Raw genomic sequence first — 18,168 nt, 5'->3', positions numbered from 1 at the left:
TTAGAATTTAAGATTAACATTAAGACTGAAATTTCTGGTTGTTGGTAAAGACAAACTTTCCAAACCTTGTGCATTTCCAGTATTGAAAGCCGTTTCAGGATCAATATTCGGTGCATCTTTGTAGATAAAGAATAAGTTACGTCCAACAGCAGTAATACTTGCTCCTTCTAACCCCAGTTTTCTTGCAAATGATTTATTGAAATTGTAAGCCAGTTTAATTTCTCTCATTTTTACAAAAGTTGAGCTATAGATATAAGCTTCACTAATGTTATATGATGCTTTGTAATATTCCTGTGCACTTAGTATTGTAGTGTTTGGAGTTCCGTTTTCGTATACTCCTTTAAAAATCATACCATCATCATATGCTGTAGTTCCGTTTGGAACCTGAGTTTTTGTTGTACCATCCAAATAGTAAGTTAAACCACCATTTTCAGCACCACGTCCCGGAAGCGTTGAAGCTAATACTCCTGTATAAGTTCCTGTTCTGTTTGTTCCTGAGAAAATTTCGCCACCTACACTTGCATCAACAAGGAATGATAATTCAAGATTCTTGTATGTCAATGTATTGGTAACACCTGCTAAATAATCCGGAGTATAATGTCCTAAAACTCTTTTTGTCGGATCTGCTTTTGGTAAACCGTTGGATCCCACTACAATGTTTCCGCTGGCATCACGTAAATACGCAGTTCCATAAAGTGCTCCGTAAGCTTGTCCTACAGAAGCCAATACATCAACACCTCCTGAAGTACCAATTGTATAGTTTTGAATTTGTCTTGCATAATCCAAAATCTCTACTTTACTTCTGTTTCTTGAATAATTTGCTCCAATATTCCATTTGAAATTTTCAGTCTGGATTGGACTTCCGTCTAATTGAATTTCTAAACCTCTATTGTTTACTTTTCCAGCGTTAATTAACTGTGAATTATATCCGCTTGAAGCCGTAGTTTTGATTTCTAAAATCTGGTCAAAACTGTTTGTGTTATAGTAAGCAACGTCAAAATGCAATCTGTTTTTCCAGAAAGTAGCCTCTAAACCAATCTCTGTAGAACGTGTAGTTTCCGGTTTCAAATTCTCATTCAGTTTCTTTTGTGAAGAAGTCTGAATTGGATTTCCGTCAAATGCGGTCTGGAAATTGTAAATAGTTGATAACTGATAAGGATCTGCATCATTACCTACTTCAGACCAACCTCCTCGTATTTTTAAGAAATCGAGTGTATTACTTTTTAAATTTAAAGCTTCTGATAAAACCAAACTTCCATTAATAGAAGGATAGAAATAAGAACGGTTACTGCTCGGTAATGTAGATGACCAGTCGTTACGCGCTGTTAAGTTTAAGTAAGCATAGTTTTTATATCCTAATTGTGCAGAAGCATAAGCACTATATACTCTCAATCTTGACAATGTATTTGATGATGTCAACGGATCTCTTGAATTCGTTAAAGTGTACAAATCAGGTACCGCTAAACGTGGTGCTTTTTGATAGTTGTTGGCGTCGCTATGATTACGAATATTGAATCCGGCAAGAGCATCTAAACTAAAATCGTCATTCAGTTTTTTAGTATATGTAAAAATACCTTCCGTATTTTGTTCGTTTACAGTATAAGCATCTTCAGCATAAGATCCGAAAGGCGTTCCGTTTGTACCATATTTGATTGTGTATTTTCTACGGTCATTATAATAATCAACTCCTGTACGGAATCTAAAATTAAGTCCATCAGCCAATTTTGCATCCAAATGCACATCTCCGATAAAACGGTTACGTTGCTGGCTTGTTGTATTGTAATACGCATTCCAGTAAGGGTTACTATAGTAACTGTTGTTCCAGTTCACATCTCTGTTATTTTGAAGCTCATTAATATCAACCTGACGACCGAACCATAAAAACTGAAGCATTACACCTGCAGCACGGTTACCTGATGGTCCACCTGGTAAAGCTGGAGCATTAGTTGTAATATAATTACCTGTAACTCCTACTTTTATGCTTTTTGAAATTTGGTAATTCGTGTTAATGGTAAAGTTTGTTTTGTTTACTTCACTATTTGGCACTGTTCCTAATTGCTTTTGATTGTTTACTCCCAAACGAAAATCTGATTTTTCATCTGATCTTGCAACCGAAACACTATTGTCGTAAGTAACTCCTGTATTAAAAAAGTCTTTCACGTTGTTAGGATGCGCTACAAAAGGCACTGCCTGACCATTTGAAAAAAACTGTGGAATTAAACGTCCGTCCATTCTTGGTCCCCAGCTTTCATCAACACCATCATTTATTCCGCCTCCTTTTCCGTCAACAAAACTAAATCTGCCATTTGAACCTTGACCGTATGAATTTTGAAAACTTGGCAAAGTTGCTACCTGAGAAATTGTAATACCGGAATTTACAGTAATTCCTAATCCTTTTTGACTTTTTCCTGATTTTGTAGTAATCAAAACAACACCATGTGCAGCACGTGATCCGTAAAGCGCAGCTGCGTTAGGTCCTTTTAATACCGTCAACGTCTCAATATCATTTGGATTCAAATCGGCAATTGCATTTTTAAAATCACGGGTTGCTCCACCAACACTTCCTAACTGTGAGTTGTCTACCGGAACGCCATCCACAACAAATAAAGGCTGATTGTTTCCGGCAATAGAAGTTTCCCCACGAATGATAATACGAGAAGATCCCATATCTCCCTGAGAGTTTGTAATTCGAACTCCGGCTAATTTTCCGCTAAGACTGTTTAAGAAGTTGGTTTCTTTTGTTTCAGCAATATCTTTGTTTTTAAGTGCCTGAGTGGTATATCCTAAAGATTTCTTTTCTTTTGAAATCCCAAGTGCCGTAACCACTACTTCTGACAATTGATTTTGTTCTTCTGTAAGATCAATTACAACTGAATTTTCATTGATTACAAATTCTCTCTTTTTGTAACCCAGATAACTTACTATTACGGTGTAAGGCAGTTTTTGTCCAGTTTGGAAATAAAATTTACCATCAAAATCAGTTTGAACGCCATGCGTGGTACCTTTAATCACAATTGATGCTCCAATAATAGGTTCTTTTGTAACGGCATCTATAACTGTTCCACCAATTTTTGACTGGATCAGCGGTTGAGTTTCCTGAGCTGTCGCACCGATGGAAACCAATAAAATACATAATCCAATATATCTATTTAATATTTTTTTCATTAGTTCTTTTAAGTTTAATAAATCAAGGATCGCATTAAACAGAAAAAAATCTGTTGTTGCTTCCCTTCCAGTGATGTATATTTTTTTTAAGCTCGACCATTTCTGTGACTACAGGAATGGTATATTTCTTTACCGGCTACACATTCGTTTTTTCATTTTTTCTTCTTTTTTTGGTTATTATTTTTTCGATTGGCCTATACAAGATCTGCCCTATTACTAAGGTTTCACTCTAATAAAAATTTATTGAAATTGGGAATTGAAGACTTTTAACAGAAGCTGCACATGAGATTGAAACAGCTAAAAGGTTTCTGTTTGTTTGAAAGTGAAATATTTTTACTTGTCTTCATTATTGGAAATTTTAAACTCTACTAATTTGATAGAACAAAAGTAAATTAAAAAATTTAATATGAAAGTTTTAATGCCATTTTTTTGCAAAAAAAATGTTAACGAAAACGATGCCTTAAACATAAATAACTGAAAACAAATAGATTACAAATGCAAATATTTTTTCCTACTTAATAAGAATTTTACTAATTCAAAACAATATTCAGTCAGAAGAATTATCTTTTTAGTTTATTTTACTGAAGTTAAAGGCATTTAAAAATGAAATAAGGGACTATTGAAATGCAAAATTTTATACGAATTTCGAATATTATTAAAAAAAAAATGCCAAACCTTTCGGTTTGGCATTTTGATCTTTTAGTACTTTATAAAAAAGCATTAAAAGAAAAATATAGTAGAAACGACAAATACGGCTTCTGTTAGAATACCGTATTCATCAAACTAATTCAAATTAAAAAAAACTACAAACTTGCTTTTACTTCTCCACAAGTCAGCATATTTTTTGGATAATAAGGATTTTTGATTTCCTTGCTATCACTTGTCCATACAGCGCCTGTCATTGGACAAATCTGTAAATATAATGTTGCATCAGCTGCTTTGAATTTTGAAGCCACATCCCAATATTTAACCGAAAGTGTTTCAAAAATTTTACGCTGTTTATTAATGTTTTTAGTTCCTGCCATTTCAGCTGCTAAATCCGAAATTGCTTTTCTTGTTGTAGTTGCTGCGTTCATTTGATCCAAGGTTAACTTTTTAAACTTGAAATTTTTCAAAGAATTTTTCAAAGCTTCTGCATTTTTTACAACAGCAAGACTATCTGATGTTATTAAGCTGTTTTTTAAAGCCAGATAATTTTTAGTAATTTCCTTTTTTTGTTCTTCCCTTTTTTGAACCAAATCTGCTGTTACTTCTTCTTTTGAGGTTACCTGAGCCTGAGTGAAACCGCTAATAAAAATGAATGCGATAACTACTAATTTTTTCATATCGTTGTTGTTGAATTTAATTTTGAAACTATTTTGTCTATTTCGATCAGGATTGCTTCGTAATGATCTTTGCTTAAACCGGTTGCTCCGTTCATTAATTTGGTAACATCCTCTTTTAATTTTACCAGATGCTGTTTTCCGTACAATCTTACATCGCTTCGCTGTGCTGCATTTGCCGCTTTTCCAGGCTCTAATTCTTTTGGCAGTAAAAGCATTCCTAATTTTTCAACATAAGCACGCTGTAAACTTCTTCTATAAAAATCTTGTTTTTCATCTCCACTGAATTTTACCCAAACCGTCTGACCTAAATCATTTAAAAACTCTGGAACGGTATAAGCTCCTTCAAACTGTATTGCTTTTACGCTAATATTGTAAAGCATTCCAGAACTTAAAAGCATATTTAAAATCTGATTCTGCTGATCTGATATTTGGTCTGCCGTTTTTAAAGGAATAAGCTGGTCAATTTCCTTTGGATACATCCATAAAGGTGCTGTAAACAATTGTCTGCCAACATAATCGATTGATGCTTTTACTTTTGCTTTCGGAATTGGCTGATACACTACTCCTTTTTCGTCAACCGTTCTTTTGGTTACATAGTTATTACCAATATTTTTCAGTACATGATACAAATAGCGACTATACTGCGATACAACGGCTTTATGCATATCCGATAGATTATCGTAAGCATCGTTTGGCTGATACGTCCATTGAATCAAATTTGGAACTACTCTTTTCAGATTTTTAATTCCGTAATCACTTGCTTTTACTGAATCGTCTCCCAAATCTTCTGACTGACTACGCGGATCTTCGTCTTTTCCTTCTCCTCCAAACCATAATTTAGGATTGGCCGTTAAACTGTCAGTTGTTAATTTAGCAAGGGTCTTTTCTTCTTCAAACTCATCTTTGGCGTTTGGATAATAGGTATACCCCCATTCTACAGCCCATTTGTCATAAGCTCCAATTCTTGGGTAAATTCCTTTTGGACTAATATTATCTTCCGGCTGTGCTACATAATTAAAACGAGCATAATCCATAATTGAAACGGTATGTCCATTTTCTTCCACCCATTTTTTATCACGAAGTTTTTCTACCGGAGTCGCACTACTTGCTCCCATATTATGACGTAAACCAATGGTATGTCCAATTTCATGCGAAGAAACAAAACGAATTAATTGTCCCATTAATTCATCATCCAAATGCATTTTTCTGGCTCTTGCATCTAATGGCCCAGCCTGAATCATATACCATCTCTGCACTAATTTCATCACATTATGATACCAGCCTACATGGCTTTCCATAATTTCGCCGCTTCTTGGATCACTGATTCTTGGCCCATAAGCATTTGGTGTTTCAGAAGCCAGATATCTTACTACAGAATATCTTGCATCTTCCAGACTCATTGTTTTATCATCTTCCGGCCATTCTTTACCCACAATTGCATTTTTAAAACCTGCTGCTTCAAAAGCTTTCTGCCAATCGTTGATTCCTGCAATTAAGTAGGGTCTCCATTTTTTTGGTGTTGCAGGATCGATATAATAAACAATCTGTTTTTTGGGTTCCACCAATTCGCCTCTTAGATATTTTTTGATGTCTTTGTCTTTAGGCTCTAAACGATAACGCTGCACAATAAATTTTTTCTGTGCGCTTTGTTCATCATCATCAAACAAAACATATTTATTGGCAAAATAGCCTACTCTTTCGTCAAAGAAACGTTTACGCATTGGCGTTTTTGGAAGCAATACAATTGAAGTATTTAATCGTAATGTAATACTGCCGCTGCTTGCTGTAGAACTTGTATACGTCTTTGTTGTTTTGACTTCTATATTGATTGGATAAGTATCGATACTTTCAATAAAAGATTTATCATCTGCAAGAGCCGTTAATTTTTTCTCTGTTTTTTCTTTGCTTTCAATAGCAAACATCGCATTGTCTTTCTTAAAAACATCGGTTACATCGATAACCACATTTCCGTTATCCGGATTGGTTGTTTTAATTGGAAAAGCGGCAACAATCGGATTTTCATTGCTTCCAGCCAATGCTTTTGCCAGCATTGAATCGGCAGAACGAACGTCTTGTCTGTACTGTAATGATCTTAAAAAAACGGTGTTATTTGTCCCTTTTTCAAAATAAATAGTCTGCTCGTTGGCTTTTTCTCCTCCAAAAACTCCCATTCCTTCTGGTGTCGAAAGAAATCGGGTTACCACCAGCATATATCGGTTGAATAAGCTGTCCGGAATTTGAAAATAGTATTTCGTATCCACCTGACTTACCATAAAAAGACCCGACTTGCTTTTGGCTTTGTCTGTGATCACTTTATTGTAAGCCTGCATTCCTTTTGGCTGTGTGCTGGTGCTATCGGCTTTTTTTTCCGGAGTTTGAGCAAAACCATGCTGTCCGAAAGACAGCATGATTAGTAAAATAAATAATTTCTTCATCGAATTAAAATGGAAGTTTTTCGTCTGTATTTAATGTCAGTTTTGGATTTTTCTGCAAAGCCGATAATGGGAACGGTATAATGTATAATCTAGAATTTGGCTGTAACGTGTATGTTTTTTGAGGAACGGTTTTGTTTACTATTGGGAATACTCTTGTAACCGTTTTAGCAAATTCAGTTTCCGTATTTAATCGCTTTAAATCGAAGAAACGATTAAAACCTAAAAGCAACTCTTTTCTTCTTTCATTGATTACCAAATCCATTGTTTCTTTTCTGGTAGCCGGAACCGTTAAATTTACCGTACCTGAAAGAATACGTTTTGCTCTTAAGGTATTTAAAACTCCAACTGCTTCATTAAATTTGTTATCTCTAGCATAACATTCTGCCAGAATTAAATAAACTTCGGTTGTTTTCATCCCCACTGTTGGGTAGAAAAATCTGGTGTACTGCGTTCCCCAATAAGCTGTACCTGAACCTTGATCTAAATTGGTTGTGCTGGTAGAATTGAAGAATAGATTAAAACGGGCATCATTTGTTCCGAATAAAGTTCTCAATTCCGGACTGATGATATAAAGCTGTCCAAAGTTCATTTCGTTATACCCTGTCATATACATATAACTTAATACTTCTATATTGTTAGCAGCCGGAACAGCAACGGCTGTTGGTCCGCCCTGTTTACTGTAAGCCACCATATCAAAAATTTGATTGTTATAGCTTAATGATTTTTCAGCTGCTTCCTGCGCTTTTGCAATTTCGCGTTTAAACAAATGTACTTTCGCCTTAAATGCATAAGCAAAAGCTAACGATGGATGGTAAACATCGCTTGGTTTTTCTTTAAGATATGGTAACGCATCTTCAATATCTTTCTGGATAAAATCATAAACCTGTGCAACTGTTGATTTTGAAGGCTGTGATTCTAAATCAAATTTATCCATAATACAGATACCTCCGTCTGTAGCAGCAGTTTGAGGATCATAACCCTTTGCATAGGTATTTATCAATAAAAAATGATCATAAGCACGGTAAATCTTAGCTTCAGCTTTTGCCAATCGTTTAATATTTTCATCACCTTTACTATTGTCTACCAACGAAATAATGGTGTTCCATCTATTGATATAACTATAAGCCTGATTATAAAAACTAGAACCTGTCAACAATGAAACTCGATCTACGCTTTCATCAAAAGTAAAATTAAGAATATCTATGTTTGGAGTTCTTCCAATCACATTCGCTTCTCTCATCCATTGATCGTCTGACAAGTATTGAAAGTTGTTGATTGGATAACCGCGTCCTGGCAGCGATACTAAATCAAGGAATTGTTCCGGAGTTTCAATTACTAAAGCTCCCTTAGGTGTTATTTCTGTATATTCTTCGCATGATGACACCGTTAACATCATTAAAGAAAGCAGTGTTATATATATCTTTTTCATAATTTAAAGAGTAAGATTAAAGCCTAACAGATATGTTTTTGGCAATGGCAAATTACGTGTGCCCGAATTAACTGTATATACTTCAGGATCGATACGATTTCCGGCAGCACTCCAATACCAAATGTTGTTCATTTGAAAAGTAAATTTAGCTGATGTAATATTCATTCGAGTAGCAAAAGCTTTTGGAATATTATATCCTAAAGAAATGTTTCTTAGTTTAATATAATCGCCATCTACAACATTTGCAGTTGAATTTCTCCATTGGCTGCTAATAGTTGGTGCATAATTCCTAACACTTTCATCTAAATCTACATATAAACGAGTATTTTCATTTCTGTTTGTATCAGTGTAACGATCTGTAATACCAGAAAGATTTACAGCATCAGAACTCATATCAATAGTTTCTTTACGCATTACATTTCCACCAGAGAAAACAAATAAGAAATTTAAATCGAATTGTTTATAAGAAAAACGCTGTGACAATGAACCGGTGTAAGTTGGCATTAAACTGCCCACATTTACTAAGGCATCTGGATTAGTAATCGTTTTTATACTTGTTGAAACTGGATTTCCATTGGCATCAAAAGTGATAGATGGATTTCCATTTTCATCCAAGACATAAGGATAACCATTTACCATTCCGCCATATTGGTAAGCATACAAACTATTGAATAATTCATTTTCTAAAAAATAATTACCTGGAGAAGAAACGTATTCAGAAGCTCTGGCTTGAGCTCTTGTCACTTTTTTTACTGTCGTTTTATTGAACGCTAAAACTAAATTTGAATTAATACGGAAACTGCCATTATTATACCATTCAGAACCCACACTAAATTCAACACCTTTATTCAATAGTGCACCTGCATTAATTCTTCTTGACAATGCACCAACAGTAGGATCAAGATCTGTAGTAGCTAATAAATCACTACTATATTTACGATAAACATCGATAGTACCATTTAACTTAGCTCGGAACAAACTATAATCTACACCAAGATTGGTACTTTGAGTTTTTTCCCATCTTAACATTGGATTTGGTTGAGCAGTGATGTTAGTATATTGCAATGATTGATATAAATTATCATTTCTTCGTGTCGCTGTAATGTAAGGTGTTGTGCTTTGATCTACGTTCCCGTTAATACCGTAAGTTGATCTCAATTTCAGCATACTTACCCATTTTACTTCTTTCATAAAATCTTCATTGCTGATGTTCCATCCTAAACCTGCAGACCATAATGGACGGTTTTTATACTTCGGATCCACTCCAAATAAATCGGCTTTATCAACACGATAGCTTCCTGTAATGTTATATTTAGATAAATAAGTATAACTGGCAGTACTAAAAATTGAAAAGTAACGATGTAATATTTCCTGTTGCGATCTTCCTAAAGCTGATAACGTTCTGTTGTTTCCAAATATATAGCTGGAAACTCCCGTTTGGCTTAGTGCAAGATTGTTCAATACTGCAGAACTCAACGTCACAGGATCATAACCATATCGCAACTGTTCGATAGATCTTGGAACAAAAGTTTCTCGCATTTCAGTACCAACTAAAGCATTAACAGAATGTTTACCTTCTGCAAATTCCTGATTAAAATCTAATTGATTTCTAAAAGAATAATTACTGGCCTGAGAACTTGTTTGCTTGTATCTTCCTCCAGTAGAAAAACCATCAACATAAGTGTATGCATTTGTAGTTGGATTATAACCCGTTAATGCATTGATTGCAGAACGCATTCTATAAGAATTAACATCGAAATACTGTTCTTTATCATTTTTTCTTACCTCATATTGAAATTGTGTATTATAACTTAAGCCTTTCCATAATTTCGCTTTTATATTAGCAAAGGTTCTTAGACTCAATGAATTTTGTTCTTCAATACCTTCTCTAAGCGCATCTAAAACATTAAAATTCGTTGATTTAAAACCGCTTAAACCTGCTAATTTTTCGACCATAGCCGGGTTAAGAGCACCACCGGAAGTAAAACCGTCTCTAATTGATGAAAATGAAGATTGCACTAGATTTCCGTTATCATCTGTAATACGTTCGTATCTTTTTTGAATATCGTAATTACCAAGATCGAATTCTGTAACTTCATCATTACTGTATGTACCATTCACTCCAAAAGTAGCGTTTAACCAATTATTTACCTGAAAACTACTTTTTGCATAAAGGTTGAATGTACGTCCGTTATTGTATTTTATACGATTTTTTGATTGATCGTAATTAATAGACACATAAGTGTTTTGTTTACTTGTACTGCCAGAAAAAGCAACATTGTAACGTTGTCTTAATTCATTTTGCCAAACATTATCACGATAATCTTTATTATAATCGTTCTTTCTCCATTGTGCCAGAGTGCTGTTATAAGTTGTATTATCTATTTTTCCCTCTTCCAGATTTCTATTTAACTGATAAAGCGGACTATAATATTTCGGATTACTGTTTCCAATATCTCCATAACTGCTAAACATGGTAGCCGTATCTGCAAATCTTGCTCTTTCTCTGTTGTAAACTGCCTGCTCAAAATCGATCATATCGCTTGTTGAGGCGTAGTTCATATCTCTCAAGTTTGGTTTATCTGAAATAAAGAAATCGGAATTGATTGTTACTTTTAACTTACCATTTCCTTTTTTGGTTGTTAAAACGATAATACCATTTGCCGCTCTTGAACCATAGATAGAAGCTGCTGCTGCATCCTTAAGAACATCTACACTTTCAATATCATACGGATTAATTTCATCTAAAGTCAACTCTGTTGGCAAACCATCTATTACTACAAGCGGGCTGTAGCCAACTTGATCTGATGAAAAAGTACCAATACCCCTTAAGATTGGTTGATCTGATCCAATGCCACTTGGATTCTTTTGAAACATCAAACCCGCAACACGTCCTTCTATCGCACTTGATAAATTGGAGTTGATATTTTCATTTAACGTTTTTTCATCAATTTTAGAGATGGCACCAGTAAAATTACTTCTCGCAATAGTCTGATAACCGGTAACTACCACTTCTTTCATTGCTGCGATTTTGTCTTCAACAATAATGGTTAGTGTATTTCGGCCATTAATAGCAATTGACTTTGTTTCAATTGTTAATCCGGAACATTCCAAAATCCCAGTAGAAGGTACATTTTCAAAAATAAAACCACCATCAAAATCGGTAATGCTTGTTCTATTTGTACCTGATAAAGTTACAGTGACACCAGGAAATGACTCATTTTTATTGTTTGTAACTTTTCCGCTTACGCGGATTAGGTCGTTTCCCAAGCTTTCTGCTTTGTCTTTTGATGAAGCTGCTACAACAATAGTCTGATTAGCCAAATTGTATTTTAAATTCTGACCACTGAAAATTTTATTTAAAGCTTCTTTTAATGTAGAATTCTTAACATTGATTGTAACCGGCTTAGCATCTTTTAGCATTTTCTGCGTGTACAAAACTTCGTAATTAGCTTGTTTTGCCACTTCTTTCAGCACCGTTTCAAGTGATGCGTCTTTAAAATTAATCGTAACATTTTGTGCCTTCGCTGAAAAACTGCAAAACAGCATAAAAAGCACGGCAAAAACATTTAAATAATTGGAAAAATTAAATCTGGGAATCTTTTTTCCAAGATTTTTGTAAGGTTTTTTTGGTTGTAAATTTAATTTCATACATTTACATTGGTTATAGTTAAACAATAGGTGGACAACTTATACTGGCTATACACTTTTATAACAACCAGAAGCATCGCAACTGCCTCTGGTTTTTTAATTTATAGTCACAGTATATTCGATTAAACTTAAAATCAGGGATACACAATAACAGTTTTTCCTTCGACCTTAAATTTTATATTACTAAGCTCAAGTACTTTTAATACTTCAGACAAATTTTTATTTCTAAACGTACCTCCGTTAAAACGAACATCTGAGACATCGCCTCGGTATTCAACTTTAATTCCGTACCAGCGTTCCAGTTGTCTCATTACATTTTTCAAATCAGCATTATCAAATTTGAAACGACCGTTTTTCCACGCAACCGCTTCCTCTGTATCTACTTCTCTTACTTTAATTTTAGAGAAATTATCCGACACATCAGACTGTTGTCCCGGTTTCAGGATTGTCTTTTGATTTTTATGAGTAACCGCTACACTTCCCTCTAACAAAGTAGTTTTAACAACCGATTCGTTATTATAAGAATGAACATTGAAGTGTGTTCCCAATACTTCAATAGACTGGTTATCCGATTTTACAATAAAAGGTTTGTTTTTATTTTTGGCAACTTCAAAATAAGCCTCTCCTTCCAGCTCAACAATTCTTTTATCTCCATTAAACTGCGTTGGATATTTTATAGAAGAAACAGCATTTAGATACACTTTTGTTCCGTCTGCCAGAATAATATTGTATTGTCCGCCTGTTGGTGTAGCAAGTGTGTTGAATGAATTATCATCTTTAGCTCCTTCTGCATTCGGATTGATCACATAAGTGATTTCTCCTTTGGCGTTCATTTTAATCGTAACCTCGTTTTCTTCTCCTTCTTTTGCAATGGTGTCTTTTGCTGTAATTTCAGAAAGCACAATTTGTTTTCCGTTTGAAAGTGTCAATACTCCCCTATTTCCTCCAGGAGCAATTTCCTGTGGTTTTGCTGTAACTTGAACCTGTTGTTCTTTTGGCTGTGCGAAGTAAAATATTCCTGTACCTAATAGTACAGCAATCGATGCCGCAACAGCAATACGTGGCCAAAGACTAACCACTTTTGTTTCTTCTTGCAGTGGCAACTCTGATTTTAAGTATTGGTAACTATCTTCCAGCTCATATTCGTTAAGCTGTAAATTGCTGTTCGAAGCTTTTTGCAGATACCAGGCATCAAGTTTGTCTCTATCCTCAGCAGATAAAGTTCCATCCTGATATTTTTTCAGTAATTCTGAGATTTGGGTTTTGTTCATAATTACAACACGAAATTTTGTCTTGTTTATAAGTAAGACAGTTAAAAATGTTTTTTGTCATAGGCAATGACAAAAAAAAATTAAAAAATTATTATGATATGTTTAAGAAACAGAACAATTTGTTAGCTTTCTATTTATTAATGAAGCAGTTACAAAAATGAAAATCATTTGAAAAAATTAACAAAAAGCTTAAAAATAATTCACCAAATAAAGAAATTCATCATAGATTTTAGCTTCTCACGAAGAATTTTCAACGAATTATACACTTGTTGCTTGGCTGTTTTATCTGTAATATTCAATTGAAGTGCAATTTCATCATACGAAAGCTCTTCTACTTTTCTTAAAAGAAAAACTTCACGCATTTTTTCCGGAAGTAAAGCAATTTCTTTAGCAATGATAGCCTCTAATTCTTTTTCGCGAATATTAGAATCGGCAAAGACATAATCTTCTTCGATAAAGTTTGAGATAGAGTCAGCATAACGAGAAACTACCTTTTCGTGAGCAATATGATTGAGTACTCTGTTTTTTACAGCTTTGTATAAATAAGAAGAAAGCGACCCTGTAATGTTTAATTCGTAACGTTTATTCCAGATCGACAAGAAAACCTCCTGTACTACATCATTTGCTTCATCCTGATCTTCAAGAATTTTATAAGCATGATTAATTAAAAGTTTGGAATATCGTTCGAAAATCTCTGTATACGCAGACTGATTATCTTCTTTGAGAAGATTTAATAAGAAATCATCAGTATAATTACGATAAACAGACATTAAATTGAAGGGTTGATAATCAAAAAGGCAATATTAAACATTTTTTATGTTAAAAGCTAAAAGATGATGCAGTACAAAATTTAGTTTAAAACAAATCTAAATGAAGAATTGAGCAGCTTATGAGGAATCAAACGTTTTCGATAATCATTCTTTTCAGTCAAAATTCTATTAAAATAATTTAATTAATTTTGCAGCTTTAAAAGAATAGTTTCCTGTTCTTCCATTTTTACAATAAAAAATACAGAAATAGAATATGTGGACTATTTGCCCAGAATGTCAGGGACGCGGTAAAAAGAGCCGTAGAATCAATAAAAAAGTACGACTGGATTTTGAAGCTGCGAAGAGCCAGTTTGAAAAATCAGATAAACAAGGCACTGAACCTGTTCGTCCTAAAGCTCCTTTATATTCGTGTACTAACTGCAACGGATCCGGTTTAATTCCTTCTGAAAGTTTGCCGAAAGCAGATCACGAAAACTATCCGCATGTAGCAATTATTGGTGCCGGTATTGGTGGAGTCGCCCTTGCCGTAGCTTGTTTACATCGAGGAATTCCTTTTACACTTTACGAACGTGATCCTAACTTCGATGCACGTTCTCAAGGCTATGGACTAACTTTACAGCAAGCCAGTAAAGCAATGGAAGGATTCGGAATTACGGCTTTAGAAGATGGCGTAGTTTCGACCAAACATATTGTTCACAATACAGAAGGAAAAGTAGTTGCCGAATGGGGTTTTAGAAAATGGCTCGAAAGTGATATAAATGCTTTGCCCAAACGCACTAACATTCACATTGCCCGACAATCTTTACGTCTGGCTTTATTAAAACAGCTACAAAGCAATAATACCGTTCAATGGGGACATCAATTATTAGATTTTACATCATCAGCTAAAGGCATTGATTTGCGTTTTCAGGTTAATGGAGAAATAAAAACGACAAAAGCAGATATTCTGGTCGGAGCCGATGGCATTAGAAGTTCGGTTCGCAAACTTTTGATCGGCGAAGAAAAAACACCATTACGCTATTTAGGCTGTATTGTAATATTAGGCATTTGCCCTTTACATTCTTTGGAAAATCTCGAAAGTCCCTTATTAGATTCTGCTACTGTTTTCCAGACCGCAAATGGAAACGAACGAATTTATATGATGCCCTACACATCCGATTCGATTATGTGGCAACTTAGTTTTCCTATGTCTGAAGAAGAGGCGAAGGAATTGAGCGCAAAAGGAACAAAAGCACTAAAAGAAGAAGCCTGCCGAAGAACACAGTGGCACGATCCCATTCCGCAAATACTAACAGCGACACAAGAAATGCAGATTTCAGGTTATCCTGTTTACGATCGTGAATTAATCCATAAAGAATTGCTGGAAAATGCCAGTGCTGTAACACTAATTGGAGATGCTGCACATCCCATGAGTCCGTTTAAAGGACAAGGAGCCAATCAGGCTTTACTGGACGCGCTCTCACTGGCTCGTGAGATCGCAAAAGGATGTAAATCTCCATTACATTGGAAAGACAAAGGTGTCAGAAAAAGTGCTTTAGATCAATTTGAATCAGAAATGATTGAACGAAGTGCTTCCAAAGTGAAAGATTCTGCCGCTGCTGCCGAATTCCTCCATTCTGATGTTGCGCTTTATGAAGGTAACGAGCCAAGAGGAAAATGTCTTAAGAGAAATGAGTTGTAACAATTTCAATGGCAATTTCAATGACAATGACAATGAAAATAATAATTTCAATAGCAATTGTCAAGTTTTAATATTCACCCTATATAACATAGCCCGTGGTTTCAACCACGGGAAACGTATTACATACATTGCGTTCCTGTGGTTGAAACCACAGGCTATATTTTAAAAAACTGTGTAGAATTATTTACAAAGCTTATTCGTTCTAAAGTAATAAACTGCACATTAAACAATTAACGCTTAACAGCTATCAGATTGTTTTAAAATAAAAAAACTCCAAAATCTTTGACTTTGGAGTTTTTAAATATTTTATGTAAATCTTACATTTCGTTCAAATCGTTGAATTCGTGTAGAGATTTTAATGTGTTTTCGTAGAACAAAATTGCTGCGATAAGATTTCCTTTATCAGAATAAGGCATCATCTTTCTTTGGAATTCTACTGTAGTATCTAAGAAAGTTGTTGTACCAACTGCCTGATTGTCTAAGATTTTCTTGTGGTCTCCATCGTCCGGAATACCTAAGTCAGCCATAGTAACACCTGGTTTAGTAACCAAAGCAATATAAGGAAGAGTTTTTACTAATACTTTAATACGCTCAATATACAATTCTAAAAGCTCTCCTTTTTGCATACCACTTAATTCTTTTTGATCATGGTATTTACGGATTAACGCTGTTGTACTGATAATACTTCTTGGAGCATTTTTTGCCTGTGCTGACACAGCTTCAGTTGCCAATAAGAAAAGGAAACTTAGTAAAATTATCTTTTTCATTTTATGAATTTGGATTTGGGTGTTGTTTGACGACAAAAATATGCATTTTAACTTAAATTGCAAGTTTATTGATTTGTTTTTTTTTGAAAATTTTAACAAATTAAAATATTAACAGAATTTACAGCGAATTATTTATTTCTATTAAGAGTTTTATATTACAAAAATATAAGTTTAAAACGCCTTATTGGTAATAGTAAAATTGTTAGATTACGATTTAATAATTCTAAAACGTCCTGGATATTTGATCCAGATGCTTTTTTTGTTTCCGTAATAATCCATAAATTCTTCACAGACAAAAACGGCATGTGCTTTTGACCAGGCTACAACACCGCAGAACTCACTACCGGATTCGCGCTTTAATTTCTGAACCTGTTTACCTACTGAAAAACCTAAGTATTTATAGATTGTTGGTGTATATACCGTACCATCTTCCAGATCTTCTAATGCTTTATCAAAAGTAGATTCTCTGTCAATAATTTGTTTGTATTTTGCCATTACGGCATAAGTTAAGACCGCATAATCGGTTATTTTTTCGGTATCGCAATTGTCTTTGATATACACAAAGCCTGCAGAAATTCTGGCTCTGTCCAATTCTTCGCTTTTAAGATCAAACGAATCATTATTTTTCAATGTTATTTTAAACACATTATTATTTATAGTATCCGTAACAAAGAGATTGTCTAATCCGTACACATTTAAAGAAGCTTTGATAAAAGCAATTGAGGAACAATTGGTCCGCTCTCCCTGCTTAAAACTTTCGAATATTTTTTGCGAACTTAATTGTGAATAAGAGTTAGAACAAACAAATAGTAAAAAGATAAATAGTAATCTGACAGACTTCATTGAATTTGCTTTTTTAATTTTTCTACAAATATTCTTTGCATAATGAATATAGAGAGTATACAAATCTATAAAAAATCAATTCATATTTTTTTAGTTCTTTACTTTTATATTGTATTCAAGTATTATAATTCTGTTTTTTGATAAACAATAAAGGTTTAAAATCTATTAATGAACAAATTATGAAAATCTTTTAAATTTTTTATGCTCCAAATTAAATTTAAAAATAGAATCAAGCCAAGAATAAAGGACTAAAATCATTGCTAAAAAACTTAATAAATCTACTAGCACATAGAGTTAATTAAGTCGACAGTTACTCAAGGACGTATCTTTTTGGATCATTCTTCTAAATCCTGAACATTTACAATCTCACTTATTCTGTCCAATAATTCAAATTCATCTACAGGAAGTAACTGAAGAACCATTTCCAGCATTAAAGAAACATCCGTCTCTGTATTTGCATTAATTTCCAGTACTAAAATACACGACTTTAGTATTTGAGTAATTATAGAACTTAATTCAGTATAACTAGACAATTTGATTTTTGCTTCATACATGTTCTTTTCTTCAGATACAGGTTTCAAAGTATTTAAATATAGAACAGTTAATTTTTTAAGATTTTCTAGATTTTCAATCATTTCCATTGTTTTATTTTTTTGCTAATTTATTTGGAAGCAACCAAAAAATAAGGAACGCATATTTCCAGTCATATTTAACTGCTTTTTTTAGTTCGAAACATAATTTCTTTCGCAAATTTGAATATCTCGCTAACACAATCTGCATAAACATAGCCCGTGGTTTCAACCACGGGAAACGTATCGTTTTTTCATTGTG

The 18,168-nt window shown here is 34.0% G+C and carries 11 protein-coding genes; 1 reads left to right on the top strand and 10 read right to left on the bottom strand.

Annotation, left to right across the window (positions count from 1 at the left end; translation table 11 throughout):
• The 7 genes from ACFS3A_RS08765 to ACFS3A_RS08735 all read right to left on the bottom strand — a co-directional run bounded on the left by ACFS3A_RS08765 (window position 1) and on the right by ACFS3A_RS08735 (window position 14,046).
• A complete protein-coding gene (locus ACFS3A_RS08765; protein ID WP_379825006.1) occupies window positions 1-3,165 on the bottom strand; it encodes a SusC/RagA family TonB-linked outer membrane protein in 3,165 nt (1,054 codons plus the stop codon).
• A gap of 803 nt (window positions 3,166-3,968) precedes the next feature.
• Complete coding sequence (locus ACFS3A_RS08760; protein ID WP_379825005.1) at window positions 3,969-4,490, bottom strand: DUF3347 domain-containing protein; 522 nt, start codon at window positions 4,488-4,490, stop codon at window positions 3,969-3,971.
• On the bottom strand, window positions 4,487-6,925 hold the full coding sequence (locus tag ACFS3A_RS08755; protein WP_379825004.1) for a zinc-dependent metalloprotease: 2,439 nt from the start codon (window positions 6,923-6,925) through the stop codon (window positions 4,487-4,489). Before ACFS3A_RS08755 ends, ACFS3A_RS08760 begins: the two co-directional genes overlap by 4 nt.
• Window positions 6,926-6,929: 4 nt before the next feature.
• Entirely contained in the window at window positions 6,930-8,354 is a 1,425-nt protein-coding gene (locus ACFS3A_RS08750) for a RagB/SusD family nutrient uptake outer membrane protein (RefSeq protein WP_379825003.1), read from the bottom strand.
• 3 nt (window positions 8,355-8,357) lie between these two features.
• A complete protein-coding gene (locus ACFS3A_RS08745) occupies window positions 8,358-12,005 on the bottom strand; it encodes a SusC/RagA family TonB-linked outer membrane protein (protein WP_379825002.1) in 3,648 nt (1,215 codons plus the stop codon).
• A 134-nt stretch (window positions 12,006-12,139) separates the two neighbouring features.
• Window positions 12,140-13,276 (bottom strand): FecR family protein, encoded by a 1,137-nt coding sequence (locus ACFS3A_RS08740; protein WP_379825001.1) that lies wholly within the window; start codon window positions 13,274-13,276, stop codon window positions 12,140-12,142.
• A 200-nt stretch (window positions 13,277-13,476) separates the two neighbouring features.
• Window positions 13,477-14,046 carry an RNA polymerase sigma factor gene (locus ACFS3A_RS08735; protein ID WP_379825000.1) on the bottom strand — a complete coding sequence of 190 codons (570 nt, stop codon included), beginning with the start codon at window positions 14,044-14,046 and terminating at the stop codon, window positions 13,477-13,479.
• A gap of 253 nt (window positions 14,047-14,299) precedes the next feature.
• Between ACFS3A_RS08735 and ACFS3A_RS08730 the strand changes: the two genes are divergently transcribed.
• Complete coding sequence (locus ACFS3A_RS08730; protein ID WP_379824999.1) at window positions 14,300-15,727, top strand: FAD-dependent oxidoreductase; 1,428 nt, start codon at window positions 14,300-14,302, stop codon at window positions 15,725-15,727.
• Between the two features lie 317 nt (window positions 15,728-16,044).
• Here ACFS3A_RS08730 and ACFS3A_RS08725 read toward each other — a convergent pair whose 3' ends face one another.
• The 3 genes from ACFS3A_RS08725 to ACFS3A_RS08715 form a co-directional block, all read right to left on the bottom strand.
• Window positions 16,045-16,494 carry a hypothetical protein gene (locus ACFS3A_RS08725; RefSeq protein ID WP_109193149.1) on the bottom strand — a complete coding sequence of 150 codons (450 nt, stop codon included), beginning with the start codon at window positions 16,492-16,494 and terminating at the stop codon, window positions 16,045-16,047.
• A 207-nt stretch (window positions 16,495-16,701) separates the two neighbouring features.
• A complete protein-coding gene (locus ACFS3A_RS08720) occupies window positions 16,702-17,337 on the bottom strand; it encodes a hypothetical protein (RefSeq protein WP_379824998.1) in 636 nt (211 codons plus the stop codon).
• 335 nt (window positions 17,338-17,672) lie between these two features.
• On the bottom strand, window positions 17,673-17,978 hold the full coding sequence (locus ACFS3A_RS08715) for a hypothetical protein (RefSeq protein ID WP_379824997.1): 306 nt from the start codon (window positions 17,976-17,978) through the stop codon (window positions 17,673-17,675).
• Between the last annotated feature and the right edge of the window lie 190 nt (window positions 17,979-18,168).

Origin of the sequence: Flavobacterium notoginsengisoli (assembly GCF_042686225.1) — a bacterium.
Taxonomy (GTDB): domain Bacteria; phylum Bacteroidota; class Bacteroidia; order Flavobacteriales; family Flavobacteriaceae; genus Flavobacterium; species Flavobacterium notoginsengisoli.
The sequence above is the reverse complement of the archived record's forward strand: the minus strand, read 5'-3'. Positions and strand labels throughout refer to the sequence as shown.

Coding starts and splice junctions, on each gene's coding strand:
- ACFS3A_RS08765 (WP_379825006.1), bottom strand. CDS start 3,165: ATGAAAAAAATATTAAATAGATATATTGGATTATGTATTTTATTGGTT.
- ACFS3A_RS08760 (WP_379825005.1), bottom strand. CDS start 4,490: ATGAAAAAATTAGTAGTTATCGCATTCATTTTTATTAGCGGTTTCACT.
- ACFS3A_RS08755 (WP_379825004.1), bottom strand. CDS start 6,925: ATGAAGAAATTATTTATTTTACTAATCATGCTGTCTTTCGGACAGCAT.
- ACFS3A_RS08750 (WP_379825003.1), bottom strand. CDS start 8,354: ATGAAAAAGATATATATAACACTGCTTTCTTTAATGATGTTAACGGTG.
- ACFS3A_RS08745 (WP_379825002.1), bottom strand. CDS start 12,005: ATGAAATTAAATTTACAACCAAAAAAACCTTACAAAAATCTTGGAAAA.
- ACFS3A_RS08740 (WP_379825001.1), bottom strand. CDS start 13,276: ATGAACAAAACCCAAATCTCAGAATTACTGAAAAAATATCAGGATGGA.
- ACFS3A_RS08735 (WP_379825000.1), bottom strand. CDS start 14,046: ATGTCTGTTTATCGTAATTATACTGATGATTTCTTATTAAATCTTCTC.
- ACFS3A_RS08730 (WP_379824999.1), top strand. CDS start 14,300: ATGTGGACTATTTGCCCAGAATGTCAGGGACGCGGTAAAAAGAGCCGT.
- ACFS3A_RS08725 (WP_109193149.1), bottom strand. CDS start 16,494: ATGAAAAAGATAATTTTACTAAGTTTCCTTTTCTTATTGGCAACTGAA.
- ACFS3A_RS08720 (WP_379824998.1), bottom strand. CDS start 17,337: ATGAAGTCTGTCAGATTACTATTTATCTTTTTACTATTTGTTTGTTCT.
- ACFS3A_RS08715 (WP_379824997.1), bottom strand. CDS start 17,978: ATGGAAATGATTGAAAATCTAGAAAATCTTAAAAAATTAACTGTTCTA.